This window comes from Bradyrhizobium sp. WSM1253 (assembly GCF_000244935.1).
Lineage (GTDB): Bacteria > Pseudomonadota > Alphaproteobacteria > Rhizobiales > Xanthobacteraceae > Bradyrhizobium > Bradyrhizobium canariense.
Genome location: NZ_JH600073.1, coordinates 5,883,862 through 5,910,287 on the forward strand (window position 1 = coordinate 5,883,862; position 26,426 = coordinate 5,910,287).

Below are 26,426 nucleotides of genomic sequence, written 5' to 3' on the forward strand. Positions count from 1 at the left end.
CTTGTGAGCATTTAAGTTCTAGTCTCCCGTCAAGACATCTTCGTGGAAGTCGAGTCTCACGATGCGCCCTGCCTTCTATCCGTTCCTGCTCGCAATGTTCTCGGGGCTCACCTTGGCAGGCCAGGCTCACGCCGCCGAGGGGATCGTCCTGCCTGCCCAAGGACCGGCGTGCCAGATTCTCAGATCCAACAGAGAAGAAGCTATCTGGAGATGTCCAGGTCCGGCCGGCGCTTTCATGGAGTACACCGATTTCGTCACGCATGCGGGTCTTGGCTTTGGCTGGGGCAAGCGGGCGCACGGGCCGGCTGATCCGGATGATCTGGGCTGGCGCCCGAATGGAAGCGGTGTTGCCAGCCGTATCGAGTGGCGCATGACGAACGGCCGGCCGTTCGTAGCGATCGTTGGCCGCTGGCGCCAACTAGAGGAGAGCAACTCAACCTCGGTCTTTGAAGAACTCATGGTCATCAAGCTGTCTGAAGGCGAGGTGTGCAAGGTCGCCGTGCTGGGCGCACTCGCACCCGATGCGATGAGCTCGGCGCGCTCAATCGCCGATAGCCGTGCTCCCGGTTTTCACAGCGGCACCGACAAGGCGATCGAAAATACCTTGCGGCCGGATGCTCAAGTGACCGTATGGGACAGCCATTTCCAAAGCCGCGAGATGCTCAATCATAACGGCTCGATCGTGGCATTGACCCGCACACCTGATGACCGCGTCGAAATCCGCTACATCGAACCGCGCAAGGAGCTGAAGGTCCCAGCCGGCGCCCTGTTGTTTCGAGGAACGGCGCGCAACGGCAAGCTAACCGGCGAGGCCTTTCTGTTCCGGCCCGGCTGCGCACCGCTTGGCTATCCCGTGGCGGGAGAACGCAAGGACGGCATCCTCTTGCTTGAGGGCCGCGCACCACAACGCTCACCGCGCTCCTGCGAAGTAACCGGCGGCTCTGCCTCAAAACCGTCTCGCCTGGGTTTTGAGCATGAACCGGTTCTGCAGCTCGTCTTGTCGGTCTCGCAGCAGACGGAGCCGGATACAATCGCGGACTGTTCGCGCTGCATCCCAGCTACCATCAAGTCCTTGGAGGGCACCGATACGGGCCAGGCGCGCCTTGTGGCGCAAGTTTCAGAGGATGATGCGAAAAGCCATTGCGAAGGCCAGGAGATTGAGGAGGAGAGAATAACCCAGTGCATCAAACAAAATGCCGGAGAAATCGGCAGAGTTCTCCGCACCAGTGCTAACTGTACCGCGCTGACAATTGAGCCGAGCGGAGGTGGCCGATTCAGGTTCTACAAGATGGGCGAAGACTACGGTGGACCGGCTCCCATCTGGATCGACCTCGAGAAGAATGAAATTGAATGCGGAGCGCGGGCCTGCAACGGGCCTTCCGCCAGTGCGCATTTCGCTTTGCTGTGTCCTTCAGCCATTCCAGGCTGGAAAGGCCATTGGGCTGCGAGCAGGACCGATTAGCAAGCTTTTCAAGCGGTGTTTCTCGCGGCCGTAGGCAAACCCCTTGTAGCTGCCTCCCCGGCTCGAGGCTCCATTACGCGAGTTGCGGCGCCGATGTGAGCCAGTTTTGCTGCCGGGCTGGATAAAGGCCGCGACAGTATCAGCAGCAAACCGAGACGAATGCGCTTAGGGCCAGTGAGCGCGTGCTTCGGAAATAGCAGTAACGCACGAGCGAATCCCGATGTTGAGCGACTGTTTCGATCAAAGTTGTGCGCGCCGCGCGATTCGTTCAGGCATGGCGGGGTGCTGGATTGCACGAAAACTGGAGAAGCACCCTGACGTCAAAGCCCTTGCAGTTTTCAACAGGAGATTTCCGGCTTCGCGCTCTCCAAATAGAGCAATAATCGCCGCTGGTGCCCAGCCGACCGCTTGTTGATCAAAAGGCTTCGATCATCTCGGTTTGGCCTCTAGATTGAGGCTGACGGTATCGCAGGCGCAGCGCAGCGATACCGGCTTATGGCGCGGCGATACGAACAACCAGCTTTCGCAGCGCTCACATCTGAAGCATTCGAGCAGCTCTCGAAAGGCGTCAGCGGCTGGCGCGAAATCGCGCTTGCCGAAATTCTCCCATTCGTTGTAGTGCACGGCCTTGTTGATAGCCCATTGCTCGACCGAGGACGCCGCGTTCGACGCGGAGAGTTTGGTCTTAAGCGCGGTCGCCTCGGCCTTCCCCTTGTCGTTTCCCCAGGACTGCGCAGCATCGGCGGCCTTTGCGCAGATCGTCTTAAACCGCGCAAGCACCGGCGGGAGAAGATCGTTCAGTTCGTAGCCGCCATCGCCGCGAAATACCACCGGTGCGCCAAGCTGGTCGGCCAGGTGCCTTGAGACATATTCGAGGTGGCGCCGCAGGGCGGCGGCCGCCACCGCGACCTTGTTCTTGTCGAGTGCGGTCTTGATCTCCTCCCAGACCTCGACGTTCGATTCCACAAGCGGACCGGTATCGATGGTCCAGCTATGAAAGCGCAGAGAGGTTTTTCCGCTGACGAGGCCGGCCGACTTCATCTGCTCCGCCCAGGTGCGGTCGTGGGTGGTGATGACGAACTGTGTGTCTTTGAAATGCGTCTTGAGCAGCTTGCAAAACTGGTAGCGATGGCCGGTATCGACCGACATCACAACGTCGTCGAGCAAAGCGAAGCTGAATTGATTCCCGAACAGGCGATTCATCAGGGCGAGGTAGAGACACACGCCCATGCTGTCCTGATGGCCTTCGCTGTGAAACGCGCCTGGCGGATAGAGGCCGCGTTCGTAAAAATTGACGTCGAAATCGAGCTTGCCGGCGCTGGGCGAGAGCTTGGCGGTAAACTCACCCTCGTCGTCTTCGTTGATGAGCCGATAGAAGGTGCTGAAATCCTGCTGTACGTCGTCGTACAGGGCTTCCAGCTCGGCATCCATGACCTCGCAGTAGGTCGTGTAAGCGCAGGTCGCGGCCGCGACCGCGATGCCGGCGGCCTTGTCCGCGCGCATGGACTCGCGGAAATCCGTGAGCCTCAGCTGCGCCGTGCTGAGAAAGGTCTGAGCGTCAACTGTAGCCGTTTGATCGGGGAGTTCTGCGACCAATTTTGCGAAGCTGGCGGCCGCCTCCTCGAAACCCTTCGGCGCCGCATGCCACCCGCTCGCGAGGCGTCCTCTGATGCTGCGAAGCTCATCGAAAGAACGGAACTTGCCTTGTAGCCTGGCGAGCTCCGCAGTCCATTGATCGATCGCCGCGCCGAATGCCTCATGTTCGAGCGCCTGGGCAAGCCTGCGTATCGCCGCGAGCTGCGCAAGCCAACCCGACACGGCCTCGTCGACAACGTTGGCGCTGGCGAAGAGATCCTTCTGCAGCCGTTGCGCTTCGCCGGATTTCTCTAGTTGGATCGCGAGGTGATCGCGCAAATGCCGTTCGCTCTCCCACGGGCTGTCGCAGAGCGGGCAGTGCGCGCCATCGATCAGTCCGATGCCTTGCTCCAGCAACGTTCGGCGCCGGAGCGAAGCAAGCAGCGCCGGATCGTCCGCCAGAGTGCTGATGGTCGCGAGCAGGACGGCGACCGCATCCTTTGCGAGTTCCGGAAGCTGCTTGCGGGTTTCGGCTATGGCGTCGATGTCGCGCAGGGCCGACTGCTTGTTGAACGCTGGCGCGGACGAGCCCGAGGTGAGCCCGGCATCGAGCCTGGTGTCTGGGGTCAACTGAGCGAGTGGGGACAGACCGAGAAGCTTGCGCCGCGCGTTGGCGGCCGAGAGCAGATCATCGATCTTGACGCTCGGGATCTGCATAAGGCTCAGCAAGCTGCTGCGCGCTGCCTGAAATTGGGCTTCGGCCGTTCGTTTGAACGCATTGACCCGGTTCTGTGCGCCATTGAGCACGGCCCGCCTCTCGCCGATCTCCTCGAGCTTGAGGATGGCTTGCACCTCTTCGGCGCGCCGCGACGGCTCGACCAGGATGAAACGCACGATGTCACGGCGGGACAGCGCGATTTCGGGATGATCAGCAAGTTGCTCGAACGCGGCCTTGATATCAGGGTCGGCCGGTTCGATCTTGGGCCTTTTGGGGGCCGACACCTTGCGGGTGATCATCGCCGATTTGTTGAGAGCCGGGAAGTAGACCTTGAGCCTGACAAACGCTGCGTCGGGAAAGCGGACGCGATCCACATGCGGACCATGCTCGGCGATGGAGAGCGATTTCGTGCCCGTACCGGTCAGGCGGCTAATGCGCCCGGTCAGGCCGAATTCGATGGCATCGATGACGCCGCTCTTGCCGGACCCGTTCGGGCCGGAGATGGAGAACGTCTTCTGATCGAAGGCGATGTCGAGATTACGGATACCGCGCATCTCCTCGATATGCGCGTGTTGAAGGCGAATCACGTGATGTCGCTCCCGGCCGGCGCGGAAAACAGCTTCACCAGCTCATCGACTTTAATCTTTTTGCCGGAAGCAAAAAGCGCCTCGAGCTGAGCGATCTTTCCGGCATCCACGTCCTTCGATTGCCGCAGCTTCGCGATGTATTTGGATGCGATCAAGGCTTGCAGCGTCGGCACGTCGACGTTCCTTTCAGCTTGGTAGTTGGCGGACGGTCTATTTAGCGGGACGTCCGCCGAACTTCCAGCAGAATCGCTGCGCGGCAACGAAGGCAGATAGGGCTGCGCGGGCACTGAGGGGCGATCTGGGCCTTGCATAACCGTCGCGGTCGCGTTGTGAGAGATGCCGGGGTGGTGTAGGGCACGAGCTCAGATCTGCAGTTCCGGAGAGAGCAAGACTGACATGGCAAGAAGAGCGGTGATCTCGCCCGGTGTCCTGAAAGGGTATCTTCTTGAGGAGGCCGTCGCCTCGCTCATCAGGAACGCAGGTTATCGTCTCCTGACCAGCCCGGAAGACGACCCGCATGACCTCTCCCTCATGAGCAATGGGCTCCAGGTGCGTGGGCGCGGCGGGTTTCATCAGGCTGACGTACTGGGCGAATTGACATGGGCGCCGGCGTTCGGAAATCCCATTCGCCTGTTCATCGAAGCGAAATGGAGAGGGCATGGACAAGGAAGAGTAGGTATCCCCGAAGCGCGGCACGCTGTCGGCATCCTTCAGGATGTCAATCAGGTCTTGGTGACGGTGCAGCCGCGCCCGGCCGGAATCGCTCCCGCCCTCACGAACGAAGACATTACCAATAGCGGGAGGGGTACTGCTACAGCTATCGCTATGCCCTGTGTTCAACATCGGGCTTCTCACCGGGAGCGCAAGCCTATGCCTTGGCACATCAGGTCGCGCTGCTTGATCTGTCACATCGGGAATACGATGAGTTGCGATCGGCGATCGACGCAGTCGGCGATGCTCTGCACGATTATATTGAAGGGACGGAGCGCGCCAGCATGGCGTCGGCACCGCCACGGGGCCGGATTGTCAGACGGATACGCGCGACGCTGAGACGTGAGCTATGGGGCCTGTCGCTGGCGGACGCCGAAGGAGGGTTACTGCCGATACTCCAGCCGCTGCTTGAGGCGGCCTGGAATATCGACGAACTCTTCGTCGGCGTATCGGCAACTGGCTTCGTTATTCTCCTCAAGGCCGATCACCCCGACTGGTTGATCAGCCATATGCAGGCTGCGGCCGATCCGTGGACCAGCATCCACTATCAGCTCGATGAGGACGGCGCATCCAATTGGCGCATCACCGTTTCGAGTGCGGATGGCGGCATCGAGCCTTGCCGGCTATTCTTCGTCCTGCCGGATGCGATGCTCTGCGTTTTGGATGAACAGGCCAAGAGCGGTCGACATCGCGCGGCGGCTCTCGGCCTTAAGGTGCAACATTTTTCTCGGATCACCGTCTACAGAATCACAGATGAGAAGAGCTTGATCTGCTCGCTCCGCCTGGATGAGGCGTGGCTAGGGGAGGCGCGCCGACGGGTTGAAGGCCGTGCGCCTAGGTAGGCAACGACGCGTTAATATCAGCAAGGATCCGATTGCCACCCGGCATCGTTGAGAAGTGGCGCAAGCAGGCCGGGGACGTAGGCGAGCAAAGCATTCGCGGTGAGATCGCGGTGCTGCGGAGCGAAGTAAGCTTTCCGATGCAAAGGCACGATGATGCCTGCCATGGCAATAACGTCGTCGGCGGGTTGCGCTATGGCTTACACGGCGATTCTCAATCGTGCTAGTTCTCGCCTGTCTCTGAGTCGCGGGGAGGGTAACGCTCATCGTTTGAACGCCTGGACTGGTCCTTTCTGGTCGCTTATAGCTTTGTGGCTGTTGACCTGCCTCCAGCTTCCGGCAAGGTCCCGTGGTCTTATGGACGCAAGCGACGGGTCTTGACGGGTGAGAAAGTCCGAGCAGTTGGGAATGCTTTCAGCCGTGCGCCAGTCCTCCAATCTCGTGCTCCGATCGACTCATGTCAGCGGCAAGATATTCACTCACGGCATATACTCAATTGAAGGAACGTGCTGAGAGCGTGGGCGAAAGCGAGTTTTCTCAATTTAGCGTGGATTGGGGGCGCGGAGATCGGCTATTTGCACCGCGCGCCCTGCAGAGCCGCTGGAGCAGTCCATGAATGAGACCTCTTCCGCCCCGCTCGGGCCAGATGAGCTTTCTCCTTCCAGCGGCGGGCGGTCGCTTGCGGGCTATTTCTATCAACTCGACGTCTCTGTACTTACCGCGCTTGATCTCGTTCTTGCCAAGAAAGTGGCAATCGAGATCGTGCTGGAGCCGGCGACCGATGAAGACCTTGAAGCCGACGTCGAGCATGGACCGGGCGCACTATCGGAAAAGGTTGTGCTCGACAACTACCGCCTGGTTATTCAATGCAAGCTTCGGAATACTGGACCCTGGAAGCACGAGGATCTGAGCCGCCTGCTCGCCCATGGTAAAAAACGAAAGTCTGCTCGCGACCGGCTGGCCGACCCCAGCATCCGCTATCTCCTGGTTACCAGTGCCGACCTCGACGGCGTCACCCGTCAGCTCAAGGTGGAAGAGGTTGGCGTGTGGCCGCCCGCCAGCGAATTGCCCCCCGATATGGCAAGGAACTTGCCCGCCGGTGCCGGCGGCCGAGTTGCCATTCTTGGGACTATGGACCAGGAAAAGATCAATGCTCGCACCGAGCGATTGTTAAGCCAGCGCTTTCGTGTACCCCATTCAAACCTTCAAAGCTGCCGGGAGGCTTTGCGCAGCGAAGCCCTTTCGCGCATGCGTGGCGCCGGGCAAGGGGTATGGACGCGCCTTGATGTTGAGCGCCTGATTACAGCCGCCGGCGGCTATGTTGGGGAATCGGCCGACCTGGAAGGATTTGTTCCTCCGACCAACTGGGACGACTTCAAAACTGCGATTGAGACGAAGCATGCGGTCGTCATCACCGGGGCCTCCGGAACTGGAAAGACGCGTACCGCCAAAGCACTGACCGCTTACCTGCGGGATCGGATACCCGGCATCAAACATGTCACCGTCCAGGGCGGACCCGAGAAGATTGCCGATGATCCAGCCTCTCGGCCGGTGCTGTACGAGATCGAGGACCCATGGGGCCGCTTTCGGCTGGAGCCGGCCTCGGTGCCGTGGAACGGCGCCATTGCCGAGATACTCCAGTCAGCCGGTCCCGACAGGAAATTCGTAGTCACAAGCCGGTCGGATGTGCTGCATGAGAGCAAGCTGCGGTTAAAGGACAAATGGGTTGTCACGCTTGAAGACGAAAACTACGGCCCAGCTGAGCGAGCGAAGCTATTTGAGAACCGGCTGCCTAGCCTTCCAGCGAGTCTTCAACCTGTCGTGCTGAACTCGCGAAATGACGCGATCGAACGGCTCGCGACACCCCTTGAGATGCACCGCTACTTCGCCGTTCTCGCCGACGGGTTTGAGAAGGACGAAAACCCGGGCCAGTACATCGCCCGCTGCCTGTCCGACGCCCATCAGACCTCGATTGAAGCCGCGCTCATTCACAATATCCGCCAGCGTGGAACTTGGGCGTGGGCGGCCATTACGTGGGGTCTTTTCAAGTCGGGCGCACGCCAGACATTCAAGGTGCTGCCCTCCATTCAGGCAGGTCTAACTAAGCGTTGGAGCGATCTTGAAGACGGCCTCGAACCATATCTGAACTTTCTGATTGCCGGCCGGAATTTGCGACAGGTGGAGGCGACTCTCACCTATCAGCATCCCCGCGTCGAATTGGGCCTAGAGGAGGCCCTCAAGGAAAAGCCGGGTCAGTCGGCCCGGGTTCTGTCCTATCTGATCGAAGTTCTGATCGATTTGGATAAAGGAACGGGTTCGGATTGGGGAACGGAGGGCGCGGCCCGTCTGGTCCACGCCGTGCGAGAGCGTTCGATCGTTCAACTTGATCTTCCTGCCGAACGGCAGTCTCAGCTCGATGCCTGGATCAATGAGCGGCTGGCCGGAACGGGGCCTGATTTCAGAGAGGACCTGAAGCTTGCCGCATCGGTGGGTTCGGCAGATTCCATTCCGGCAGAGCTTTCCAGATGGCTTACGCATCAAAATAGGGACAAGGAATACTGGTTCTTCGATAAGTGGAGTGCGCCAGATCGGTCGCCGGATTGGTTCCAAAAGGTTGCTGCCGATCACAGGACACGAGTGCTTTGCACCGCGTTCATCACGCGCGAACTGCCTCACCACAATCCCTCTTACCCCACGCGATTCGCCGGCCAAGTAGCGGAACTGTGCGCTGATCTGACACCGGCCTTCATGGAAGCCGCGCTTTCGATTGTTCGAGACGGCTACAATCCCAACACTAGCGTGATCGCTGAGGGCGCGCTTGCCGATCTCAACGGTTTTGAGGAGGTTGTCGCGCAGGCAGTTGCATATCGAGACGAGCTGTCGGGAAAGCCAGACGAGGATTTCAAGCTCAGGCTCGCGAATGGCGAGTACGACGGCGACTACGGTAGTCATTATTACGAGAGTATCTCCGAAGACGGACAGACGGCGTTCGAATTCCTTGAATGCTATGTGACAATGAGACGGGAGAGGAATGGTTGGCGCGCTATTCGCGATCACGCGCATGTTTTGGACATGTTGTATCATTGGATACGGACTGCCGAGCGCGGAACTGACGTCACGATTGAAGAATGGAGCGCCATCGCAAGAGCCGCCTTCGATAGACCGGAGGAGCGGGATTTTTGGCAGGCCATGCAGAAGTCGATCCCCAAGGAAGTTTTGAGCACTCTTAGAGAACGGATAGTGGCGGGGGGCGTGATCCGCGAGGTGAGGCTTAAGGCAGTAGAAACCGCACTTTTCGCTGCTCCAACCGAGTTTTTTTCGGCGGTCGGAACTGTGGTAAGAAGCAACCACACGCGACGGGCGCTTGAGCTGGCGCTCGAGTTTGCAGCTGTGAGAGAGACGAACGCAAAAAAGAGCCGAGTCGACTTCGAGACCATCCGTCTCCAATTTCTTGCAGCTTTGCCTCCCGCGCTGGCGGAAGCGGCTAACGCCGTGCTCGCCTTCAGCTTCGAAGCGCTGAGTAAAGACGCGCTGCTTCTATTTGAAGGATTGGATACGCAAGGAAACGTCGAACTCAAGTCCGTGCAGGCGGAAGCGCTCAGCAGGGTTGGCTTTGAGCTAGACCACCTGCTGAAAGAGATCCTGGACTGGCCGGACAACGATGATGAGACTATCGGGATGGCCGCGAACGCAGTTCGCGTTGCCGCTCGATGCGGGATGTGGCCAATTGTCGAGGCTGCCTTGAGCCACCGGTTTGCCGATGTGCGTCAAGCGGCTCTTCTCTCGCTGGCCCGGCGATCACCCGGTCCACTTGACCTCGAGTTGCGTAAATCAGCAGGAGACAAAGGGCATAGGGTTCGCGAGACCGTGCTTTCCCTTTTGCAAGAGCGTCCAAGCGCTGACAACATGGATGCGATCCTGCAATTGGCGGCCGATACGTGGGAACCCCAGCAACCCCGTCACGAAGAGGAGAGGAATTTTCCGATTGCCTATGCCGCGGCTCACCTGTTGTCCGAGCCACCGCAGATCGAGGATCGGTACGTCTCGGACATAGGCAAAATACTCTTCCAGACGGATGACCGCGACGTCAAACTCATGTTGTTGCGTGCTCTGGTCCGCAATGGCTCAGGCGACGCAAGAAAGAGGGTCGTAAAGCTGGCTTTGAAGAGCGGCAATCCGCCTCACCACCGCTTAGCGGCCGAGGCACTATGCTTAGAACAGCAATCGGTCGATACCGAGCTTGCCGCAGAAATTCCACACAAGCAGCTGTTGTTTCGGACAGCGCCGGTCGCGCTTGCATTGACCCTTGTGGTGGCAGCCTGTGCTGGCCATTGCCAGGTGCTTGATGCAGCAAGATCGTTGGCCGCAAAGCCAGATCGGCGGGCGCTGCTTATTCCGTTGGCGATCAAGGCCAATGCTCGCGACCCCGCATTGGCTCAGGCGATTGTTGAGCTCTTGCCGGCCGCAACGGCGTCTGCGCTCTCCAATACACTCAGTGGATCCGGCAAACTTTCCCTAGAGGATCTTGATGGGCTGGGCGACGTCCGGACGCTCCAAGTAGTGAAGCCTTGGCTATCGGCCGTTATGAAGGGACCCGAAGCCAGCTGATTGGTCTGAGGAGAGCAATACGACAACGCAAGCCGTTCACCTCGCGCTTGACCAGCACGAGGCGCCGGCGGCATCCGGCGTCACCCGATCGAACGTCCTCACCTCGAACAGCGGACACGAAATCGTCCCGGGTGAGAGCGCAGAGGGCAAACTCGCCACGCTCGAACGGGCCGCCTAGGCGAGAAGCCCGGCGAGGTAGAAGATATGGGGCCCAGATTGAAGAAGACGTCGGCGCCAGCGCGCTTCCATTTCTCGATGAACTGCTTGTTAGGTCCCATCCACCGCATGATCGCGAACTCCTTTCGTCGAGATCGAGCACGCGGGATTTGAAATCGCTCGACATGTAGAAGTTATTGCCCAGCAACGAGCTTTCGTTGTGGATGTGGACCAGCTAGAACATCCAAACATCCGATGCTCGCGCCAATAGAAAGCCTCCCGCGCGTTGCATTCGTCCTCGCTGATCACGAGTGCTGCAGCTCCAGCACGGTCGCCATGTGGGTGCCGCTGCCGACCAGCACGTCGGCGCGATGAAGCTCCCCGGTTGCCGGATCGCGCAAACCGATCTCACGGCGCGACATGTCGAAGAGTTTCTTTCAGCCGAGATGCCATGCCCTCGGGCTCGCTTCAAGGATCACAGTAACCCGCTTTCTGGCGCCAGTGGGGTGTATTCTCGACGGGCATGACGGCGGTGAGCGGGCCGCCGCAATCTCGGCACGCCGCCCATTCTCCTTTCGCGAGCGGAGCGCGTTTCTGATCGCCTACCCAGGCGTAGAGCATGGCCTACTGTCTCCCTTTACGGATCGGCTGCGCGTCTTTGATTATACGCGCGTAATCCGCTCGCTGGGCTGAGGAAGCCGCGCCGCCGAAACCCGCTAGACGTTGCGCGAGCGCAGGATCGGAGGTTTCGCACTCCCAAACCACCAGCACACTCCAGCCTTGCGAGATTAGATCTGCCTGGTGGCGAGTCCGAGTGGGCGGCTTACGAGCCCATCACGGATCAAGTACAGGTCGCGCCGCGGGGGCTCGTCTTACCGAGCTGCACTTGCTGGTCCTGCATGAGTATGGACGCGATCGCGGCCATGGGCCGCGGCCGACCACGCCAATCGCGAGCGCGGCAAGCGGGCCGCGCGGGATCGGGATTTAGTTCCGCAGGATGTCTATAACAATCAAGGGGTTGCTGAAGAATTTACATATTGTTAGTGGGTACTTCCGTATGATATGAACTGCAGGATATAAATAGGATATATCCGACAAATCGGATCATAAGCCATGCCCAAGCCATCCTCGACCCAACAAGACCGTGTCATCGAACTCCTCAAGGAGCGCGGCATCGCGCGCCCTTCCGAGCTTGCCAGGGCAGGCATCACGGCCGCGACTATCGCCCGCATGAAGGCAAAAGGCCTCGTCGTCCAACTCGGGCGCGGTCTCTACCAACTGCCCGACGCGCCCATCGATACGCACCATTCTCTCGCCGAAGCCGCCAAGCGCGTACCCAAAGGGGTCGTCGCCCTGACCTCGGCGCTCGCTTTCCATGACCTGACCGATACCATCCCCTCCATGGTTTGGCTCGCCATCGGTCCCAAAGACCGTCAGCCTCTTCAAACCAATCCGCCCATGCAGTTCGTCCGCTTCAACCCGGAGCGGCTTCAGGAGGGCGTGGAGATTCATACGATCGAAGGTTGCCCGGTGAAGATCTTCAGCCCCGCCAAGACCGTCGTTGATCTTTTTCGCTACCGGCGGAGCGCCGGGACACGCTATCGTCACAGCACCGGCCTCAACCTCGCGCTCGAAGGCCTGCGCGAGGCCCTGCGAACCCGCAAGGCCAAGCCTTCGGAGATCGCGGATTTCGCGCGCAGGGCCGGGGTTTGGAAAGCCATGCAACCTTATATCGAAGCGATGACCGCCAATGGCTAACCCGCCCAAGAATGTTGCTGCCTCGGTTCGCGCGCGACTGCTCACGCTCTCCAGAGAGCGCAATCAGCCCTTCGACCTTCTCCTCACCCGCTACGTGCTGGAACGGCTCCTCTATCGCCTCGGCTCGACGGAGTATCGTAATCGCTTCGTTCTCAAGGGCGCGATGCTGCTCGCGACCTGGGTCGACAACCAATTCCGGCCGACGCGCGACCTTGACCTTCTCGGCTCGGGCGATCCCGACCCCGACGCGCTCTTGGCGATCTTCAAGGAGATCGCTGCCGTCGACGCCGCCGACGGCGTCATCTTCGACCCCGGCAGCTTCACCGTCGACCGCATCCGCGACGAAAACGAATACGGCGGCGTCCGGATCAAGGGCAATGCCACGGTCGACAACGCCCGCGTTCGCGTCGTGATCGATATCGCATTCGGTGACGCCATCGAGCCCGGCGTGCAGGAAACCGACCTTCCGGTGCTGCTCGATTTCCCGGCGCCCAAGCTGCGCTCCTATCCGCGCGAGACCGTCATCGCCGAGAAATTCCAGGCCATGGTCGCGCTCGGCCTCGCCAACACACGCCTGAAGGACTTCTACGACGTCTGGGTCCTGATCCGCTCCTACAAGTTCGAGGGCGACACGCTGGCCCGCGCCATCAAGGCGACGTTCGCCCGCCGCAAGACCGAGATTCCGACCGCACTGCCGGATGCGTTCACCGCCGCCTTCACCGAGGACGCCGGCAAGAAGGATCAATGGGCGGCGTTCACCAGGCAGGTCGCGGTCGATCCCGGCTCGTTGGCGGAAGTCGCCAAGACGCTCGCGGAGTTCCTGATGCCGCGGGCAAAGGAAGCCCGCGTCCTGAAGGACGCGGAGAAGGCGACCTAGCCGGGATGACCATGATGATCGTGCCGACGATCATGCCGACGATCATCATGATGACCAGCACCAGCAGCACCACGATCAGCATCAAGATTATCATCTGCATCGACATCAGCAGCACCACCACCAGCGCCTGCTGGTCCAGCAGCACTACTGGCATCAGGGATCATGATTAGCATCAGGATGCCGATCATCATCGACATGTCGAAGATCGGCATTACCTCGATTACCGCTGGGCGAAGCCGGGCGGGCACCTATATATGTTTAGCCGTATCCCCTTACCAACCGAGCCTGCCGCGTGCCACAACGCTCATCCCCCGCTGCCGTCATCGTCACCGCGATCGAGGTCGAGACGCGCGCCGTCTTGCGGCAGCTCGGGAAGCACACGGTCGAGACCGTCAAAGGCACCGGCTTTTTCAAAGGCCAGTTTGAGGGATGGGACATGGCGGTGGTTGAAGCCGGCCCCGACAATGCCCGCGCTGCCCCCATCGCGGTTCGAGCCCTTGAGCTATTACAAGCCCGAGGTCGCGCTGTTCGTCGGTATCGCGGCGCGCTCGCATAGTTGAACGCGACGCTTTCGATTATCGCCGAGAGCTGCCGGGCATTGTTACGGTCAAGCTTTCTCCCGAATATTGGGTGGCCTCGACCGGGGGATTCGATCCTAAAACCGCGCCAGTACGGCTTGCGGCGTTTTTGGAGCAAATCATCGCCGCCGTACTCCTGCATCAAAAGGACGCCAAGCTCACGGACCTGCGGCCGATTTTGACTGGTTGAGCACTCGGGGTCAGGGTTACGAAAACCTAGCCAACGGCTCTCGCCGCTACATGAGGCGAGAGCGTTGCAGCGGCCGCTGCCTGATGACGCGCTCAAGACCGTCGCGCTCGGCGCAGACGAGGGAGGTCGCGCAGCCGCGCAGCAAGCGCTTATGCTACGAATTCTTTCGTGCGGCTTCTGTAAGTGCGGCCAGAAGCCGAATGTGAGGCACGGCGCCAATCAGAAGTGTAGAAACTTTTTCATAAGAGTTGGACATCGCCGGTTCAGCCCCGTAGTGGATCGAATTTCTGGACTCGCGCACACAATCAGCCCACACAACACAATTCCTCAGATCCTGAAGCTTGACTCCGCTCGCCTTGGTGATGCCACCGAAAACCTCTTGGTGAGAGTATGAGTCGAGGACGATTTTTATCTTTCTGCCAATGCCGACAAAGGGGTCTTGAAGTTGGTCTCCTATTTTGGTGCCATCGATCGATGATCCCGCCGGTACTACTGACGCGAGTGCCAGCCCTGTCTCGATCCAGGCTGCTTCAGATGCGCGGCCCAGCATTGCAAGACAGGCTAAATAGAGCCCATGCCGGATACATTGCACTGCTTCGCGGAGTGCCGTTTCGACCGCAGGCACGAGACCTGGCAGGTTTAGCTCCTTCAAGTAAAAATCCGGATCGGTAAGCGGTAGATCGACATCAGGGTTTGTTGATTTTGGCAGTGCCAGCTTGTCCGGGACTTGAATCGAATATTCTTCGAGCGAAAATCCTGACGAATTGCCTCCACTTCCAGGCACGACGGTCGTCCATTGCAAACTCCCAAGTGCACCGTACATGTTGGTCGACGCTGGAAAAGCCGCAGCATTCGCGATGAGACCCCAAATCGCCTCGCAGGCGGCGAGTTGCCATGAGATCGCACTAACGACAGCGTCGAGTGTGGGAACCGGATCGACTGACGGATGCAGTACGAGTTTCTGAGGCATTTTTGCTTCAACCGACTGCAAAAAGCGGTTGATGAGCTCGGACGTCGTTGGGTGAAAATTCTTCAGGATAAACCCTTTAGCGATCGTCACATGAAGGCGGGGCACCTTGACGTGCTCTGCAATGTAATGCTTCGCCTCATCGTCGTTCATTTCCGTCTCCTGCTTGCCGTTCCGGTTTCTCGTCGAGCAGCCGGAATGGGCCGAATCACTTCCCTTGACACAATCACCGCATTTTGGTCGCCACGGAGTTGATTTCTGCGGCTGCCCGCCACCAATCGTTCCCAACCATTCCGTCCCGATTCCCGATCCTTCCCAACAGCGCAGAGATCGTTCTCCTTAGTCTGCGGTAGCTACCAAACCTTCACCGCAGCGGAAGATGCCAGCGCACCGCTTACAATCCATCGAACGTTCCAACCATGCCTTCCAATTCGACTCGACCAATGGGATCGACCAAGTCGAAAGCGACGATTACATCGGCAGCACCAGCTGCAATTCTGCGTCATGGACATGCTGCAGCGCGGATAGCGAAACTCCCAAAAGCCGGACCGGCTTGTGGACCGGCATCTCGTTCTGCAGCAAAGCGACCATAGGCGTTCGATGTCGCTGCGGCTCGAAACCGCGATGGGGACGGATCTGCTGCGCGTGATGATCTCGAAGTCGTTGAACTTTATTTTAAGCGTCACCGTACGCCCCCGGTTGCCGGCGCCTTCGCAGTATCGCCAGACCTTTTCGATGAGTGGGACGAGTTCGACGACCATGGCGTCGAAATCGGTGAGGTCGGTGGCGAAGGTGTTTTCGGCGCCCACGGATTTCCGAATCCGGTCGGCGCGGACCTCGCGATTATCGATGCCCCGCGAGATCCAGTAGTAGTAGCTTCCGGCCTTCCCGAAGTTTGCCTGCATGAATTCGAGCGACTGGTTGCGCATGTCGAGGCCGGTGTAGAGGCCCAGCGCATTCATCTTAACGCTGGTTGCCGGCCCGATGCCATGGAATTTGCCGACCGGCAGCGTCTCGACGAACGCCGGACCCATCTCCGGCGTGATGACGTATTGCCCGTTCGGCTTGCGGTGGTCGGAGGCGAGCTTGGCGAGAAACTTGTTGTAGGAGATACCGGCCGAAGCGTTGAGGCCGGTTACCTCCTTGATCTTCCCACGGATTGCGAGCGCCACGTCCCGCGCCAATGGAATGCTTTGCAGATTTTCGGTCACGTCGAGGTAGGCCTCGTCCAGTGACAGCGGTTCGATGATCGGTGTGTGCTCCGCGAAGATCTCGCGGATCTGCTGCGAGACCCCTGTAGACCTCGAACCGCGGCTTCACGAAGATCAGATCGGGGCATTGCCGTTTTGCCGTGACGGACGGCATGGCCGAGCGCACCCCGAACTTCCTGGCTTCATAGCTGGCTGCCGCCACGACTCCGCGCTCGCGGGATCCACCGACAGCGACCGGCTTACCGCGGAGATCTGGATTGTCCCGCTGCTCGACGGATGCATAGAAAGCGTCCATGTCGACGTGGATGATCTTGCGCTGACGGGGCGAGGGCTCCGCCTGGTGGTCGTCCTCGTCGGTCACGTTGTCTGTCCGGCCGGGTCTTCCTTGACGCCACGAGCGACGATTTTGAGCGATCCGTCCGAAAGGGGCCGCTGCAGCTTCAGAGCCTCGTCCGGAGGGGCCGTCATCCAGGTCTCGACCTCGTCCGGCGTCGTCAGGATCACCGGCATCGCCTTCGGGTGGATGGCGCCGACCTCGGCGTTCGGCTCCGTCGTGAGGAACGCGTAGAGGTCGTTGGTCGTCTCGCCTTCCTTCACCTTCCGGACAGACGTCCAGTTGGTCCAGATTCCGGCGAAGCAGGCGAGGGGACGGGTCTCATCGAGCGCGAACCAGATATCACCGCCCTCGGCCTTGTTGAATTCGCTCAAGGAGTTGAACGGCACAACACAGCGGTTTTCGGTCCCGAGCCATCGCGTCCAGTGCTTGCTCTTCACGTTGCGGATGTTGGTCGTGCCGCCGTCGGGCTCCATCCGCAGCAGTTCCTTGAAATCGACGGTCTTGCCCTTGGCCTGCAGCTTCTCGGCCCGCTTCTTGGTGGCGTCCATCAACGCCTTCGATGACGATGGCATGCCCCACCGCGCAGTAGTGAGTTCGCGGCCCTCGGCCCCATTGCGCACGATCGGTGCCTTGTAATCGGGAAAAACCCCCGGCATCGGCGCCAGGTTGCCAACATATCGGTTCACGACGCGAAACAGCGCGCTGATGGCGGCCTGGTTTGTCGTGATCGAGTACAGGTTGACGGCCCCCCACTTGTCAGGATGGTAGCAGACTTTTGACCTGATCGCTTGCTATCAGATGTCCGGCCTGTTTGCGCGGACAAAGTCCGCTGGCCAAGATGGTGTTCGCTACGCACGCTCCAAGCACATAGGCGACCTTGATGATGCCAGTGTAATCTACGGAAGCTCGCGCGTATCGACCGATCGGTCCTTCCATCTACTGCGTCCTGCAAGTTCGTGGGCTATCCGCCGAGCAACTCGCTCGCGGTGCCGATTTCAGATCAGACGGGCATGGCGGCTACCGGTCGGTTGTATACTCCGCCCGATATCATCAATCGCCAAGCGATACGGGCGAACTTGTTGGCCAAGGCCACCGCCACCAATTTCGGCGGCTTTCGCTCCAGTAGCGATGCAAGCCAGGGTGTCGGCTTATGACGGCCCTTTCGAATGTGCCTTAGCAGCGCGGTCGCGCCGACAATCAACGTCGATCGGAGCATTGAGTCTCCGGCCTTCGTGATTCCGCCATATCTTTGCCGGCCGCCCGTCGAATGATCCTTGGGTGTCAGTCCGAGCCAAGCGGCAAAGTCGCGGCCTGACCTGAACGTCTCCGGCGGCGGCGCCTTCATGCTTAGCATGGACGACCCAATCGGACCGACGCCGGGAATCGTCGCGATCCGCCTGCTGACATCATCGTCGCGGTGCCACCTCATCAGCTTGGCTTCGATCTTTGCCAGGCGGGCTTCGACCGTGGCATATTCCTCTGCTTGGAGTCGGAAGAGATCCTTTGCCATTTCCGGTAAGCTATCATCCTCGAGCACCCGCTTGATAAGTTGCGCGACATTCTGCCGACCGGCGGGGCCGACGATGCCAAACTCAGCCGCATAGCTCCTGAAAGCATTGGAAAGCTGCGACTTCACGCTGACCAGGCGTTCCCGCACAGTCATTAACATGCAGGCCGCTTGGCGTTCCTTCGATTTGACCGGTACAAACCGCATACTCGGCCGGGTGACCGCCTCGCACAGCGCTTCGGCATCGGCCGCGTCGTTCTTGCCGCGCTTCACGTAAGCCTTCACGTACTGAGGTGGGATCAGCTTCACCTCGTGACCGAACGACTGCAGCAGGCGCGCCCAATGATGCGAGCTGCCGCAGGACTCGATGGCGACGAGAACCGGTGGAAGCCGCTCGAAGTAGCGGATCATCTCGGCTCGCCGGAACTGGCGGCGGACCACCACCACCTCGTTCTCATCAACACCATGAAGCTGGAAAACCGACTTGGAAGTGTCCATACCGATGCGAACAGGAAGATTCATCAGACTTTCCTCTCATCTAGCTGTGACGCTGACAGCGCCATAGAACCGTGGGGATGAGAGGCCGTCCACACCAGCACATTCGGTCAGGCTTCGGTCCGAGGGTGGCGCGGCTGCCAGGCCAATTGTAGCAGAGTCGCGGCAGGGCGCCGGCCCGCCTTGGCGCATTTGCGGCAACGAAGCCGGCTGGCGAGATCATGCACGAAGGTGGTCGGCGGGTGCTTCATCGCCGCAAGGTCGACGTCGCTCGGCGTCTTACAGCGCGCGCACCTGATCTCGAGCCAAGGGAAACCTCCATTTACAGCTTGGTCGATGGTGGGCGAAGGATCGATCGGTTCTTCTTCATGCCTGCCGGTGCGCTGCTGGCAGGTGTTGTCGAGCAACCGCTGCGCCACGTCCTTCCAGATCGCGTTGCCGCCGTACAATCGGACTGCATCGGCGGTCTGGATTTCCACGGTCCGCTCGCAGCGACGGCACGAGATGCGCAGCACGTGGCGTTGAATTTCGGAAAGACGCCGCTGCAGCATCTGGGCTCCGGTCGCCTCGGCGCGCGGGTCTTTGAGGACCGATTCCCAGTATTCGGCCGGGAGCGGCGCATCCGGAGCCGTAGCGGGGAGAGCTGGCCTGCGGGCGGCTTGAGCGGCCAGCTTTTCCATCTCCTTTGGCGTCGGCATGCGCCAGCTCGCGGGTCGATCGGTCATTTTCGAATTAGAACATAAAGAGAACAAAAGTCGAGTCCGCTCCGGCCCGCGTCGAGAAAAATCATCGTGGGGGAAGGGGTGCGGTGTCGGAACCAAGCTGGGTGGATCGTCTTGATTCCGGCATCAGTATCGGAGTTCCCCCAATGGCCCCCCGCGCCAACTGGAAAGGCTTCCTGCGTCTTTCCCTCGTCACCTGTCCGATCGCGCTCTATCCGGCCACATCGGAATCCGAAAAAGTCTCCTTCAACCAGCTCAACCGAAAGACCGGCCACCGGATCAAATACGCCAAGGTCGACGCCGATACCGGCGAGGAGGTCGACAACGAGGATATCGTCAAGGGCTACAAGGTCGACACCGATACCTTTATCGAGGTGACGAAGGAGGAGCTCGAGAACGTCGCGCTGGAATCGACGCGAACCATCGAGATCGACGAGTTCGTCGACCGCAGCGAGATCGATCCGCGATATCTCATCCGTCCTTATTATCTGCGCCCTGACGGCAAAGTTGGGCACGATGCCTTCGCGGTCATTCGCGAAACGATCCGCGAGATGAACAAGGTCGCGATCGGTCGGGTGGTGCTGACCAATCGCGAACACATCATCGCGCTCGAGCCGCTCGACAAAGGGCTGATGGGGACGCTGCTGCGTTATCCCTACGAAGTCCGTTCCGCGGACGAGTATTTCGACGACATCCAGGACGTCAAAGTCACCAAGGACATGCTCGATCTCGCCAGGCATATCGTCAACCAGAAGGCGGGTCACTTCGAACCGGACAAGTTCGAAGACCAGTACGAAACCGCCCTCATCGATCTCATCAATCAGAAGCGCGCCGGTAAGCCGATCACCGCGAAAGCGCTTCCACGCGGTGAGAACGTCGTGGACCTGATGGATGCGCTGCGCAAGAGCATCGGACGAGACGCGTCGGCGGCGACAGAGGTGCAGAAGAAGCCAGCCAAGAAGGCGCGCAAGGCGTCGGCCGGGCAGAAGGAAATGCTGATGCCGATCGCCGGCAAGAAACCGGCCAAGGAGGCCGCGGCGAAGAAGCCGGCGGCCAAACCGCAGCGGAAGTCGGCCTAGCGTGTTGTTAAGCATCCAGTGACGCCAGACGGCCGTTACTTCGTGTCAACGGCAGAGAGCGATATGGCTCCGCTGAAAAAGACTTCCAGGAGACCGATGTTGAGCGCGGGCATTCTCGCCTACCGCAAGGGCGCTCGCGGGCTTGAGGTTCTGCTCGTTCATCCCGGCGGTCCGTTCTGGCGCAAGAAGGATCATGGCGCCTGGTCCATTCCCAAGGGCGAAATCGATGCGCTGGAAGATCCAGAGTAGGTCGCGCGGCGCGAGTTTGCCGAAGAACTCGGCCCGAGTGCTTCGATTGGTCCACTCCGGGCGCTGGGGGAGGTCCGACAGCGAGGAGGGAAGCGCGTTATCGCATTCGCCGAAAAAGGCCATTTTGACCCGGCAGCGCTGACCAGCAATACCTTCGATATCGAATGGCCGCCCCGAAGCGGTCGACGACAGAGCTTTCCCGAAGTAGACCGCGCGGAATGGTTCAATATCGAGTTCGCGCGGACGAAGATGCTGCCCGCTCAGGTAGAGCTTCTCGATCGTCTTTTGGCGATCGCGCGAGCGAGCGACGGGAAATAATGTTCAGGATTGGAATCATTTCGGACACCCACGGCCTGTTGAGGCCCGAGGCGGAACGAGGCCTGGCGGGTGTCGATCACATCATCCATGCTGGCGACATTGGGCGGCCCGAGATCGTTCGACGCGCTTCGCCGGATCGCGCCCGTCACCGCCATCCGTGGAAACGTGGACAGTGGCGAGTGGGCTCGCGAATACCCGACACGAAACTCGTGCGCCTGGCGGGTAAGTCGATCTACGTCCTGCACGACCTGAAGACGCTGCAAGCCGATCCCCGCGCCGGCATCGACGTCATCGTCTCCGGGCATACCCACGTGCCAAAGATCGACACGGTCGGTGGCGTTCTTTACCTCAATCCCGGCAGCGCGGGACCGCGGCGCTTCAAGCTGCCGATCACCATTGCGTCGCTCGAAGTCACGCGTGAGGGCATGCGACCGGAAATCCACGACCTTGGAGCCGACTGAGCGCACCACCGCGCAGGGAATTCACAGCGGAGGAGGCGAATGCGTGAATTCGTTTGGCCTGTTACGCCCGAAGGGAAGCGCTATTTGCGCGGACGTTCCCGCTCGCGCACGACATCCTTCGCGCGTTTGTCGGACCTGAGCCCGAGGTAGACGGACTGGCGCAGTTCGCCCTTGCTCGTCCACTCCGCGAATTTGACCTCGGCAACAGCGAGGGCTTGACCCAGGTCGTCGTGGCCTCGTCCTTCACTTTGGCAGGAAAGGGTGATTTAGGGGCCTTCAGCTTTACGAGCTTGGCATGGAGGTCTTTCAGGACCTCGTGGCTGAAGCCAGTGCCGACATGTCCGATGTAGCGCCATTGGTCATCTTCCCGCACGGCGAGCACGAGGGCACCGAAGAACGGCCTGGTGCGCCTGGGCGCCGTGAAGCCCGCGATCACCACTTCCTGTCGCTTTGCCGTCTTGATCTTCAGCCAATCCGCCGTCCGGCTTCCGGACGCATACGCGCTGTCGGCGCGCTTCGCCATGATGCCTTCGAGACCTTTCCGCTGGGCCTCAGCGAAGAATTTCGTGCCATTCCCTTTACGGTGAACGCTAAAGGCGATCAGCTTGTCGCGCGGCAGAATTGCCTTCAACCGCTTCTTGCGCTCGAGGAGAGGCTGCTTGCGCAAGTCCACTGCATTCTCAAACATGAAATCGAAGACGCAATACTTGAGCTTCGCTTCATGGCGCAGCGCGTTTTGGAGCAGCTGGAAATGTGAGACGCCGTCCTTTCCGATCGCGACGAGCTCGCCATCGATCACGGCGTCGCCCTTCACGCCCTCCAGCGCTTTGGCGACCTCGATATAGCTGCGGCTGATGATCTTGCCGTTGCGGCTGTAGAGCGCAACCTTACCCCGCCGGATTTCCGCGATCATTCGGAATCCGTCGTACTTATCCTCGAAAACCCAGCCGGGGTCGTCGAACGGCGCGTCGGTGAGCGTCGCGAGCATCGGCTGCAGGCGCTTGGGCAGGGTCGACGTCCGGCTCATTCGAGGCCAATCCTTAAGAGCGCGTTGCGAAATGCATGGACGTCCTTCAAGGATGAGGGAACGCTACGAGGCCGCGTCGTGTTCCGCTGGCGCCGTGGCGGGCGCGTCGTTGACGATTAATCGGGGAGGGCGGATCGGACCGATGGCCAGAAAACTGAAGACCTACCAAACTTCGCTGGGCTTCTTCGATCTGGCGATCGCCGCTCCATCCATGAAAGCGGCTCTGGAAGCGTGGGGCGCTGACAGCAACCTCTTCCATCAGGGTGCGGCGAAGGAAAGCCACGACCCGGACGTCTCACCGCGACCATGGCAAAGCCCGGCGTCGTTCTCAGGCGCCCGGTCGGAACCGACCGACCTTTCAGCGAGCATGCCGAGCTGCCCGCCGATCTTGGCGGCGGCGGACCAAAGAAGGCCGCCCGCAAGTCGAAAGGCCCGAAGACGAAGAAGCCTTCCTCTCGCCCCGTCGACAAGGCTGCGGAGCGCAAGGCCGCTCTCGCCTACGAACAAGAACAGAGACGCCGCGAGCTTGAACGGGCGAAGGAAGAGGCCGCCAGGCAGAAGGCCGTGCACGCCGTCAGCAGGCGGTCGACAAGGCGCAGGCTGCGTTGGACAGGGCCGGGCAGGAGCACGCGAAGCGGGCCGCCGCCATCCAGGCCGAGATCGAGGCTCTCGAGAAGAAATCGCAGACCGAACAAGCCCGCTGGGTTAAGGAGAAGGAGCGATTGGAAGCCGCGCTGCGGCGCGCGCGGGGTTAGTTCCTGTGGCGGCACTCACGAGCAAAGGCCAGCGGTCCCTTCAAGCGTTCATCGTTCGGGATCTGGTACGCGTACTGCGGCCTGATTCACGGCGGCGCGTCCCGTCGCTCCTCAGGGGCGAGCTCCATCACGGCCCGATGTAGCTCGGCTGGTATCGTCAGTTGACTCTCCAGGGGCTTGTTGGCCCATGCCAGAAGCGATCGAATGCATCCATCACAAATCCTCCCGCAGGCCCCGGAAGAACGGGTGCCGAACCTTTCCCTCGGCTGACTTCGCCCGGTACTCGATCTCGGCCAGCAGCTTAGGTTCGACCCAGATGCCCTTATGTGCGATCCGCTTGGTGTACGGCTGCGTCTTCCGGATCAGCGGCTTCAGTCTTTTCTGGAGGTCAGCGGCGGACGCCTTGTCGAAGCCATGATCGACCTTGCCCGCATAGATCAGATCGTCGCCCTTGAGGCGGCCGACATAGATGCCGTCCCACTTTCCCTCGTCGAGAGCGAACCCGGCGATGGTCAGCGTCTCGCGCTGGATGCAGGTTTTCTTCACCCAGTCGCTTGTACGGCCCTTCGGATAGGAACCGTCTCGTACCTTCGAGACGACACCCTCCAGGCCGAGCTTGCAAGCGTGTGCGAACATCTCGCGTCCCTCGATCTCGAACCTTTCGCTGAACTGGACGTCGGTGCCGATTAGGATCTTCTTGAGTTCGCCTTTGCGCTGAATTAGCGGCAGCTTCCGGAGATCGCGGCCGTTCAGATAGAGCAGATCGAACGCCACCAGCACGATCTTGGTCGACTTGCCCTTGAGCTCGTTCTGCAGCACCGAGAAATCGGTCGTGCCGTCGGCGGCGGGAACGACAATCTCGCCGTCGATGACGGCCGAGCTCGCCTTGATGCGCCAGGCATCGTGGGCGACGAATCCATCGGCTACCGGAGGGTACCCGTGAATCCCTTGCTGCGTTGGTTTGTCATCAAATCCGACAGGAGGAGCCGATGGCGGCAGCGAAGAAGAAGACGGCGCGCGGGCGCAAGCAGGACCGGCCCGTGTGGCCGGCGGGCAAAAGTATGAAGTGGGGTACGAGTCCAAGAAGACAGGACGGTCGGCGTCAGCGGTCAAGAAAGCTGTCAAGAAGGTCGGCAACAACCGGAAGCGGGTCGAGAAGCGTCTCGCGCGCTAGGTCTTTGCTCGCGCCGATTGTCCGGCACGTTGCGTAGAGCGTTTTCGAGCGAAGTGGGTACCGGTTCGCGTAAAGAAAACGCGTCGAAACATGACTCTAGAGCCCGTTCCGATTCCCATCGGAACGGAAAGGGCTCTAGAACCTCAGGTGGGCATTCGGGGCAGGTATCGCCGATCGAGTCCAGGACCTCGATGACCGCTTCGGTGGCCGCCTCGGGCGAAAGGCCCGGCGGCGGATCCTGGCGGGCGATTTGGAACGCCCGCTCGCGGGCGTGCGGATCTGCGCGGTCCTGCATCCAACCGTGGTACTCACATTCGCGGATCGCGCCTGCTTCCTGCAGCACGGCTATCGCCCACCCCCGGACCGTGCGGATCGCCGCCCGCCTCTCCTTGGTCATCAGCATCAAGATCGCTCCTCCGCGAGGGACGAATCCTTGCAGCCCTCGATTCGTTCCGGCTGCTAACACAAAGCAGGGATTCCAAATCGTCGGGGCAGGTGCTTTTCCCCGTGTTCCGCCGCCCTGTGCAAAACCAGGCATTCAGTAATCTTGTCTTCCATGTCCGCGTCGCGCATGACGACTTTCAGCGCCTCGTCTGGTAGAGGGCGCTGCAGCGCCTTTTGCCTCATCCCAAGGGGCGCGCCGGGACGAAATTTACGCGCTTTTGCTGGCTGAGCGGCCTGGCATTCAACGCGACCGGCCAAGATATGAAGAATGACGGCATCTGGAAGGTTCATGAATGCGCTTGGCAGATCGACGCGATTCTGCTTTGGGCTCGATTCAATGACGTTGGCTGCGCGGCACGGTGTTTCACTATCCCGAGCGGCCGGAGCACCCGCCGGCGCTGCAACATTCGATAACCGGCCGAAATCCCGTCCGCATGCTTTGCGGTAGCTACAAGGTCACTGGAAATGCGTCGAACCGCTGTCGCATTGATTCTCGCCATTATGTCGAGCGCGGCGCTGGCCGATCAGTTTGTCGGGCAGGCCAGCGTTATCGACGGCGACACGTTGGAAATGCATGGAGTTCGCATCCGGCTTTGGGGCATCGATGCGCCGGAAAGCAGCCAGCTGTGCCGCGGCGAAGACAGCTTGCAATATCGTTGCGGTGCACAGGCCGCAAACGACCTTGACGCTTTCATTGCCCGCCGTCCCGTCAATTGTGTCCCAGTCAGCCTCGACCCATATGGCCGCACGGTCGCGACCTGCTCCGTCGCAGGCAGGGACCTCGGTGAATGGCTTGTACGCAACGGCCTTGCGCTGGATTGGCCTCACTACTCGAAGGGCAGATATCACGAAGCTGAGCGCGAGGCTGAGCGCACCGGCCAGGGTCTCTGGAAGGGCAGCTACGTGGAGCCGTGGCTCTATCGTGCATGCATCCGCGCACGTGGAAAGCCTTCCGCCTGTTCCGACGATGCAAATGCCCATCCTTGAAGCGATCCCCGCGAGGCGCCAATCCACACGTGGCGTTGGCCAATCACCGCATTTGGGCAGGTGGCTCTGGCGTGTTTTGGGCGACTCACGTTACTCATCGTTCCCAGTCACCTCACTGTACAATGGGAATGAAATGGTTGCTGCCACCCGTGAATTTCCGGCCTCTGGTTACGCGCTCGAAGTGGACGGCCGGCTCAAAGATGAATTTACAACCAGAGACGGCGCCCGAGCAGGTGGCGAAGAACTGAAGAAACGTTTTCCCATGCTTCAGATCAGGATCTATAACGCGCAGACGAATGCGCGCGAGGAAATCTAGATCCGCTGATTTCAAGTTTTGGCAGAGTTGCTCGGCCAGAGCGCGTGCGGCTGTCGCCGCACCGGGCTCTCGTGTTGGGGTGGACGGCCCCCTTCCGCCGGTCTGCGTGGCAGGATGGGGTCGTCGATGACCTCAAACGAAGGAGCCGCCCGTGGAAACGATTGTTCGTATCGGTTTGGACACGTCAAAGAGCGTATTTCAGTTGCATGGCGTTGACGGGATGGAGCAGCCGGTCTTGCGACGCAAGTTGGGACGCGGCCAGGTTCTGGCGTTCTTCGGCCGTCTGCCGCCTACGCTTGTCGCGATGGAGGCTTGCGG

General features: G+C 60.3%; 22 protein-coding genes and 6 pseudogenes. 14 read left to right on the forward strand and 14 right to left on the reverse strand.

Annotated features, from left to right (window positions below; genetic code table 11):
• Positions 1-61: 61 nt before the first annotated feature.
• The gene (locus BRA1253DRAFT_RS40550) at positions 62-1,462 is read left to right on the forward strand and encodes a hypothetical protein (RefSeq protein WP_007600210.1); all 1,401 of its coding nucleotides are present in this window, start codon (positions 62-64) and stop codon (positions 1,460-1,462) included.
• A gap of 429 nt (positions 1,463-1,891) precedes the next feature.
• Here BRA1253DRAFT_RS40550 and BRA1253DRAFT_RS28895 read toward each other — a convergent pair whose 3' ends face one another.
• Positions 1,892-4,309: an AAA family ATPase gene (locus BRA1253DRAFT_RS28895; RefSeq protein WP_245286101.1), complete on the reverse strand. Its 2,418-nt coding sequence runs from the start codon at positions 4,307-4,309 to the stop codon at positions 1,892-1,894.
• A 29-nt stretch (positions 4,310-4,338) separates the two neighbouring features.
• On the reverse strand, positions 4,339-4,515 hold the full coding sequence (locus tag BRA1253DRAFT_RS43845; RefSeq protein ID WP_007600214.1) for a hypothetical protein: 177 nt from the start codon (positions 4,513-4,515) through the stop codon (positions 4,339-4,341).
• A 702-nt stretch (positions 4,516-5,217) separates the two neighbouring features.
• Between BRA1253DRAFT_RS43845 and BRA1253DRAFT_RS28900 the strand changes: the two genes are divergently transcribed.
• Positions 5,218-5,895 (forward strand): hypothetical protein, encoded by a 678-nt coding sequence (locus BRA1253DRAFT_RS28900; RefSeq protein ID WP_035994134.1) that lies wholly within the window; start codon positions 5,218-5,220, stop codon positions 5,893-5,895.
• Positions 5,896-5,912: 17 nt separating this feature from the next.
• Here BRA1253DRAFT_RS28900 and BRA1253DRAFT_RS43850 read toward each other — a convergent pair whose 3' ends face one another.
• The gene (locus tag BRA1253DRAFT_RS43850) at positions 5,913-6,059 is read right to left on the reverse strand and encodes a hypothetical protein (RefSeq protein ID WP_157158636.1); all 147 of its coding nucleotides are present in this window, start codon (positions 6,057-6,059) and stop codon (positions 5,913-5,915) included.
• Between the two features lie 445 nt (positions 6,060-6,504).
• Between BRA1253DRAFT_RS43850 and BRA1253DRAFT_RS28905 the strand changes: the two genes are divergently transcribed.
• The 3 genes from BRA1253DRAFT_RS28905 to BRA1253DRAFT_RS28920 all read left to right on the forward strand — a co-directional run bounded on the left by BRA1253DRAFT_RS28905 (position 6,505) and on the right by BRA1253DRAFT_RS28920 (position 13,291).
• Positions 6,505-10,500 carry a hypothetical protein gene (locus BRA1253DRAFT_RS28905; protein ID WP_007600221.1) on the forward strand — a complete coding sequence of 1,332 codons (3,996 nt, stop codon included), beginning with the start codon at positions 6,505-6,507 and terminating at the stop codon, positions 10,498-10,500.
• A 1,269-nt stretch (positions 10,501-11,769) separates the two neighbouring features.
• Entirely contained in the window at positions 11,770-12,414 is a 645-nt protein-coding gene (locus BRA1253DRAFT_RS28915; RefSeq protein WP_007600227.1) for a type IV toxin-antitoxin system AbiEi family antitoxin domain-containing protein, read from the forward strand.
• Positions 12,407-13,291, forward strand: coding sequence for a nucleotidyl transferase AbiEii/AbiGii toxin family protein (locus BRA1253DRAFT_RS28920; RefSeq protein WP_007600232.1), 885 nt, complete (start codon positions 12,407-12,409; stop codon positions 13,289-13,291). The genes BRA1253DRAFT_RS28915 and BRA1253DRAFT_RS28920 overlap by 8 nt, the downstream gene beginning before the upstream one ends.
• Here BRA1253DRAFT_RS28920 and BRA1253DRAFT_RS43855 read toward each other — a convergent pair.
• Positions 13,288-13,503, reverse strand: a complete 216-nt coding sequence (locus BRA1253DRAFT_RS43855; RefSeq protein WP_157158637.1) for a hypothetical protein — start codon at positions 13,501-13,503, stop codon at positions 13,288-13,290. The two genes, BRA1253DRAFT_RS28920 and BRA1253DRAFT_RS43855, sit on opposite strands and share 4 nt — an antisense overlap.
• An 80-nt stretch (positions 13,504-13,583) precedes the next feature.
• Here BRA1253DRAFT_RS43855 and BRA1253DRAFT_RS28925 point away from each other — a divergent pair, with 80 nt between their 5' ends.
• Positions 13,584-13,847, forward strand: a complete 264-nt coding sequence (locus tag BRA1253DRAFT_RS28925) for a hypothetical protein (RefSeq protein ID WP_035994136.1) — start codon at positions 13,584-13,586, stop codon at positions 13,845-13,847.
• Positions 13,848-14,213: 366 nt separating this feature from the next.
• Here BRA1253DRAFT_RS28925 and BRA1253DRAFT_RS28930 read toward each other — a convergent pair whose 3' ends face one another.
• The 5 genes and pseudogenes from BRA1253DRAFT_RS28930 to BRA1253DRAFT_RS46305 all read right to left on the reverse strand — a co-directional run bounded on the left by BRA1253DRAFT_RS28930 (position 14,214) and on the right by BRA1253DRAFT_RS46305 (position 19,274).
• Positions 14,214-15,179, reverse strand: coding sequence for a hypothetical protein (locus BRA1253DRAFT_RS28930; protein ID WP_007600246.1), 966 nt, complete (start codon positions 15,177-15,179; stop codon positions 14,214-14,216).
• A gap of 318 nt (positions 15,180-15,497) precedes the next feature.
• Positions 15,498-16,532, reverse strand: a pseudogene (gene dinB / locus BRA1253DRAFT_RS28935) (DNA polymerase IV).
• A gap of 62 nt (positions 16,533-16,594) precedes the next feature.
• Positions 16,595-17,359 carry an SOS response-associated peptidase gene (locus tag BRA1253DRAFT_RS28940; protein ID WP_007600248.1) on the reverse strand — a complete coding sequence of 255 codons (765 nt, stop codon included), beginning with the start codon at positions 17,357-17,359 and terminating at the stop codon, positions 16,595-16,597.
• 215 nt (positions 17,360-17,574) lie between these two features.
• Positions 17,575-18,603: an IS110 family transposase gene (locus BRA1253DRAFT_RS28945; protein WP_007600253.1), complete on the reverse strand. Its 1,029-nt coding sequence runs from the start codon at positions 18,601-18,603 to the stop codon at positions 17,575-17,577.
• Between the two features lie 83 nt (positions 18,604-18,686).
• Positions 18,687-19,274 carry a hypothetical protein gene (locus BRA1253DRAFT_RS46305; protein ID WP_007600262.1) on the reverse strand — a complete coding sequence of 196 codons (588 nt, stop codon included), beginning with the start codon at positions 19,272-19,274 and terminating at the stop codon, positions 18,687-18,689.
• Positions 19,275-19,444: 170 nt separating this feature from the next.
• Here BRA1253DRAFT_RS46305 and BRA1253DRAFT_RS28960 point away from each other — a divergent pair, with 170 nt between their 5' ends.
• The gene (locus BRA1253DRAFT_RS28960) at positions 19,445-20,377 is read left to right on the forward strand and encodes a Ku protein (protein WP_007600263.1); all 933 of its coding nucleotides are present in this window, start codon (positions 19,445-19,447) and stop codon (positions 20,375-20,377) included.
• 63 nt (positions 20,378-20,440) lie between these two features.
• Positions 20,441-20,944 (forward strand): annotated as a pseudogene (locus BRA1253DRAFT_RS45495) (NUDIX domain-containing protein).
• Here BRA1253DRAFT_RS45495 and BRA1253DRAFT_RS45500 read toward each other — a convergent pair.
• Complete coding sequence (locus BRA1253DRAFT_RS45500; RefSeq protein WP_245286124.1) at positions 20,887-21,099, reverse strand: hypothetical protein; 213 nt, start codon at positions 21,097-21,099, stop codon at positions 20,887-20,889. The pseudogene BRA1253DRAFT_RS45495 and the gene BRA1253DRAFT_RS45500 sit on opposite strands and share 58 nt — an antisense overlap.
• Here BRA1253DRAFT_RS45500 and BRA1253DRAFT_RS28970 point away from each other — a divergent pair.
• On the forward strand, positions 21,007-21,405 hold the full coding sequence (locus BRA1253DRAFT_RS28970; RefSeq protein ID WP_245286102.1) for a metallophosphoesterase family protein: 399 nt from the start codon (positions 21,007-21,009) through the stop codon (positions 21,403-21,405). The two genes, BRA1253DRAFT_RS45500 and BRA1253DRAFT_RS28970, sit on opposite strands and share 93 nt — an antisense overlap.
• Before the next feature lie 80 nt (positions 21,406-21,485).
• On the opposite strand, the pseudogene ligD reads toward BRA1253DRAFT_RS28970, so the two are convergent.
• Positions 21,486-22,432, reverse strand: a pseudogene (gene ligD, locus BRA1253DRAFT_RS28975) (non-homologous end-joining DNA ligase).
• Between the two features lie 142 nt (positions 22,433-22,574).
• Between ligD and BRA1253DRAFT_RS28980 the strand changes: the two are divergent.
• Positions 22,575-23,187 (forward strand): annotated as a pseudogene (locus tag BRA1253DRAFT_RS28980) (cell envelope biogenesis protein TolA).
• Between the two features lie 213 nt (positions 23,188-23,400).
• Here the strand turns inward: BRA1253DRAFT_RS28980 and BRA1253DRAFT_RS28985 are convergent.
• Positions 23,401-24,300, reverse strand: a complete 900-nt coding sequence (locus BRA1253DRAFT_RS28985) for a DNA ligase (protein ID WP_371261344.1) — start codon at positions 24,298-24,300, stop codon at positions 23,401-23,403.
• On the opposite strand from BRA1253DRAFT_RS28985, the gene BRA1253DRAFT_RS46310 reads away from it, so the two are divergent.
• Positions 24,254-24,361, forward strand: coding sequence for a DUF3606 domain-containing protein (locus BRA1253DRAFT_RS46310; protein WP_371261345.1), 108 nt, complete (start codon positions 24,254-24,256; stop codon positions 24,359-24,361). The two genes, BRA1253DRAFT_RS28985 and BRA1253DRAFT_RS46310, sit on opposite strands and share 47 nt — an antisense overlap.
• Before the next feature lie 142 nt (positions 24,362-24,503).
• Here BRA1253DRAFT_RS46310 and BRA1253DRAFT_RS28990 read toward each other — a convergent pair.
• Positions 24,504-24,764, reverse strand: a pseudogene (locus BRA1253DRAFT_RS28990) (hypothetical protein); the annotation flags it as partial.
• 56 nt (positions 24,765-24,820) lie between these two features.
• The gene (locus tag BRA1253DRAFT_RS44615; RefSeq protein ID WP_198288343.1) at positions 24,821-25,096 is read right to left on the reverse strand and encodes a hypothetical protein; all 276 of its coding nucleotides are present in this window, start codon (positions 25,094-25,096) and stop codon (positions 24,821-24,823) included.
• Positions 25,097-25,270: 174 nt separating this feature from the next.
• Here BRA1253DRAFT_RS44615 and BRA1253DRAFT_RS28995 point away from each other — a divergent pair, with 174 nt between their 5' ends.
• From BRA1253DRAFT_RS28995 to BRA1253DRAFT_RS45505, 3 genes and pseudogenes are all read left to right on the forward strand, one after another.
• Entirely contained in the window at positions 25,271-25,792 is a 522-nt protein-coding gene (locus BRA1253DRAFT_RS28995) for a thermonuclease family protein (protein ID WP_007600268.1), read from the forward strand.
• A gap of 133 nt (positions 25,793-25,925) precedes the next feature.
• Positions 25,926-26,108: a hypothetical protein gene (locus BRA1253DRAFT_RS29000; protein ID WP_035994145.1), complete on the forward strand. Its 183-nt coding sequence runs from the start codon at positions 25,926-25,928 to the stop codon at positions 26,106-26,108.
• A 151-nt stretch (positions 26,109-26,259) separates the two neighbouring features.
• A pseudogene (locus tag BRA1253DRAFT_RS45505) lies at positions 26,260-26,426 on the forward strand (IS110 family transposase); the annotation flags it as partial.

Excerpts from the sequence above, each read along its gene's own strand:
- BRA1253DRAFT_RS40550 (WP_007600210.1), top strand. The coding sequence starts at position 62 with ATGCGCCCTGCCTTCTATCCGTTCCTGCTCGCAATGTTCTCGGGGCTC.
- BRA1253DRAFT_RS28895 (WP_245286101.1), bottom strand. The coding sequence starts at position 4,309 with ATGCGCGGTATCCGTAATCTCGACATCGCCTTCGATCAGAAGACGTTC.
- BRA1253DRAFT_RS43850 (WP_157158636.1), bottom strand. The coding sequence starts at position 6,059 with ATGGCAGGCATCATCGTGCCTTTGCATCGGAAAGCTTACTTCGCTCCG.
- BRA1253DRAFT_RS28905 (WP_007600221.1), top strand. The coding sequence starts at position 6,505 with ATGAATGAGACCTCTTCCGCCCCGCTCGGGCCAGATGAGCTTTCTCCT.
- BRA1253DRAFT_RS28915 (WP_007600227.1), top strand. The coding sequence starts at position 11,770 with ATGCCCAAGCCATCCTCGACCCAACAAGACCGTGTCATCGAACTCCTC.
- BRA1253DRAFT_RS28920 (WP_007600232.1), top strand. The coding sequence starts at position 12,407 with ATGGCTAACCCGCCCAAGAATGTTGCTGCCTCGGTTCGCGCGCGACTG.
- BRA1253DRAFT_RS43855 (WP_157158637.1), bottom strand. The coding sequence starts at position 13,503 with ATGCCGATCTTCGACATGTCGATGATGATCGGCATCCTGATGCTAATC.
- BRA1253DRAFT_RS28930 (WP_007600246.1), bottom strand. The coding sequence starts at position 15,179 with ATGAACGACGATGAGGCGAAGCATTACATTGCAGAGCACGTCAAGGTG.
- BRA1253DRAFT_RS28945 (WP_007600253.1), bottom strand. The coding sequence starts at position 18,603 with ATGAATCTTCCTGTTCGCATCGGTATGGACACTTCCAAGTCGGTTTTC.
- BRA1253DRAFT_RS46305 (WP_007600262.1), bottom strand. The coding sequence starts at position 19,274 with ATGCCGACGCCAAAGGAGATGGAAAAGCTGGCCGCTCAAGCCGCCCGC.
- BRA1253DRAFT_RS28960 (WP_007600263.1), top strand. The coding sequence starts at position 19,445 with ATGGCCCCCCGCGCCAACTGGAAAGGCTTCCTGCGTCTTTCCCTCGTC.
- BRA1253DRAFT_RS45500 (WP_245286124.1), bottom strand. The coding sequence starts at position 21,099 with ATGGCGGTGACGGGCGCGATCCGGCGAAGCGCGTCGAACGATCTCGGG.
- BRA1253DRAFT_RS44615 (WP_198288343.1), bottom strand. The coding sequence starts at position 25,096 with ATGAACCTTCCAGATGCCGTCATTCTTCATATCTTGGCCGGTCGCGTT.
- BRA1253DRAFT_RS28995 (WP_007600268.1), top strand. The coding sequence starts at position 25,271 with ATGCGTCGAACCGCTGTCGCATTGATTCTCGCCATTATGTCGAGCGCG.
- BRA1253DRAFT_RS29000 (WP_035994145.1), top strand. The coding sequence starts at position 25,926 with ATGGTTGCTGCCACCCGTGAATTTCCGGCCTCTGGTTACGCGCTCGAA.